We start from the raw sequence: 2,276 nt of genomic DNA, 5'->3' as shown, positions 1-2,276 counted from the left end.
GGTTCAGGTCCATGTGCCTTCGGGTGTGGAGGTTCGAGTCCTCTTCTGGGCACCATCATAATAAGTTAAAATTTTGATAATAAACAGAATTATTTTATTAAATAAATCTTCTATGCCAGAAACTATGCCTAAATAATTTTGCTGGCTAATTTTTAAGCAGCAAATTTCAATAATTAGTCTTAATTTTGATTTTATATCACACATCTGATGTGGTTTCTGAAATATAAGATAAATTCAATACTCCCCCTCCAAAACTCCCGCACACAAAAATTTGATTAAGCGAACGGTCTATAGATTTCAATCTGTAGAGTTTTGACTGTTGATACCGGTTAAAAATTGCCCCCCATCACGGTTGAAATTTGATTTGGCCAGAGAAAAATAGGGCGCAGGATACTACGCATCTGTGGATAAGTCGACTAGACTGAGTTGGTGTTTTGCCTCTTGTTGATGTTTTTAAACGGAAAGCATTCCACCCTGATGAGTCGGACGAGAATGGATAGATAATTGCTCATTTGAAATTGTGTCAAATTCACCCAAAAATGTAGCTAACAATTTGTTAAGTCAGTCATTAATGGATATACTCATTTGTATATAAAAAACAAGAATAGAATGCACAGAAACACTTGAGTTTGGTATATACGTCTTTTACAAATTTTTCTGAAATCCTAAATAACAAGGATAGTCTTATTTTTAATTCCATATTAGCCATTTGTATTGGAGCATCGCTTGGAGCCTTGCTGAGATGGTTGCTAGGGATGTCGCTCAATGCACTGTTTCCGGCCATTCCATTGGGCACACTTGTGGCGAATCTCATTGGCGGTTATCTGATAGGCGTGGCGCTCGCTATATTTGCCAACCATCCTGGCTTTGCACCCGAGTGGCGCTTGCTTGTAATTACCGGTTTTCTGGGTGGATTAACCACGTTTTCCACTTTCTCTGCTGAGGTTACTGTGCTGATTCAAGAGGGGCGTATACTTTGGGCCACCGGTGCAATCGGTGTTCATGTAATAGGTTCTTTGGTGATGACGATGCTGGGATTAGCGACAGTTTCAGCGTTCAGAACCATTTGATTCTAAGGAGAAGACTATGATTGGCTATCAACTGACTTTCTTCACCCAGCAAGATCGCAAACACGATCACATGCCGCTAGGTGAATGGTTGGTTCAAGAAGCCCGGAAACTTGGTATTGGCGGCGTTACTCTGATTGTTGCAACCGAAGGTTTTGGACACGACCGCAAACTACATTCCGCACATTTCTTTGAACTGACTGACCAGCCTATCGAAGTGACTATGGCCGTGGATGAACTGGAAGCAGAACGCATGTTCGCGCATCTGAAGCATGAAAGCATTAACGTGTTCTACGTCAAAACGCCGATTGAGTTCGGTATGACCGGGAAGTCTTGATGCCAGAGCCTATTCACAACACTCACGTCGCGAAGGATTGGCTCAATCGCACCTTAGTGGGTGCCGGCATTACCAGCGCGCTGGGCGTTTCTGCTACGAAACCACAACTGGAGTTGTCCCCTTTGAACGGACACATTATGTTCTGCTTAAAGGAGAAGAAATATGACGCAAAACTACAAACCTGTTTACCCACCGGAGTTTCGTCAACAGATAGTGGAATTGGCCGCATTAGGCAAATGCCCCAAGCAATTATCCAAGGAATTGGGTTGCCACTACACTTCGATACAAACCTGGTGTCGGGCAGCAGGTGTACCCATGAGGTCAAGCCAGGCAATTGCTTCCGCTGCAATATCGAGTGTTACCTCCTTGAGTGCCAACGAGCGGCAGGAGCTAATGGAATTGCGTAAGAAGCTCAAGCGTGTGGAGATGGAGCGTGACATATTGGCAAAGGCTACGGCCTGGTTTGCAAACAACAAAGATCGATGGGGAAGGTGTGCCAATTAATCAAGGCAAACCGGGCCCAATTTCCAGCTCGTGTTCTATGTAAGACACTCGGTGTATCGCACAGCAGTTACTATGACTGGGCAAAACGCACACCCAGCCGACGGGCCATTACCAACTGTCGATTGATCGAGCAGATCATGGCTATATATCGTACAAGCGATTGCACGTATGGCCGCCCCCGCATTACCGTTGAATTAGCCGATCGTGGAGTCAGGGTCAATCATAAGCGCGTAGGCAGGTTGATGCGTGAAGCTGGAATTAAAGGGGTGAGTCGCAGGCGAGGCTTTGTGATCACGACTCATCGGAATAAGCGTGACCAGCCCGCACCGGATCTGGTGCAACGTCATTTCAAGGCAGCTAGCATCAAT

Annotated in this window: 4 protein-coding genes; all 4 read left to right on the top strand. The window is 45.2% G+C overall.

What is annotated here, in order from left to right; genetic code table 11:
• The first annotated feature begins 686 nt into the window (after positions 1–686).
• The gene (gene crcB / locus QZV86_RS13665; RefSeq protein ID WP_295629275.1) at positions 687–1,070 is read left to right on the top strand and encodes a fluoride efflux transporter CrcB; all 384 of its coding nucleotides are present in this window, start codon (positions 687–689) and stop codon (positions 1,068–1,070) included.
• Positions 1,071–1,086: 16 nt separating this feature from the next.
• Positions 1,087–1,404, top strand: a complete 318-nt coding sequence (locus QZV86_RS13660) for a DUF190 domain-containing protein (RefSeq protein WP_295629272.1) — start codon at positions 1,087–1,089, stop codon at positions 1,402–1,404.
• A 162-nt stretch (positions 1,405–1,566) separates the two neighbouring features.
• Positions 1,567–1,908, top strand: coding sequence for a hypothetical protein (locus tag QZV86_RS13655; RefSeq protein ID WP_295629269.1), 342 nt, complete (start codon positions 1,567–1,569; stop codon positions 1,906–1,908).
• On the top strand, positions 1,887–2,276 hold a 390-nt coding region (locus QZV86_RS13650), incomplete at its 3' end, for an IS3 family transposase (protein ID WP_295629266.1). The genes QZV86_RS13655 and QZV86_RS13650, both read left to right, overlap by 22 nt.

The sequence above is a fragment of the uncultured Nitrosomonas sp. genome (assembly GCF_902826915.1).
Classification (GTDB): domain Bacteria; phylum Pseudomonadota; class Gammaproteobacteria; order Burkholderiales; family Nitrosomonadaceae; genus Nitrosomonas.
Note: the sequence above shows the minus strand (reverse complement) of the source record. Positions and strands in the feature narration are given on the sequence as shown.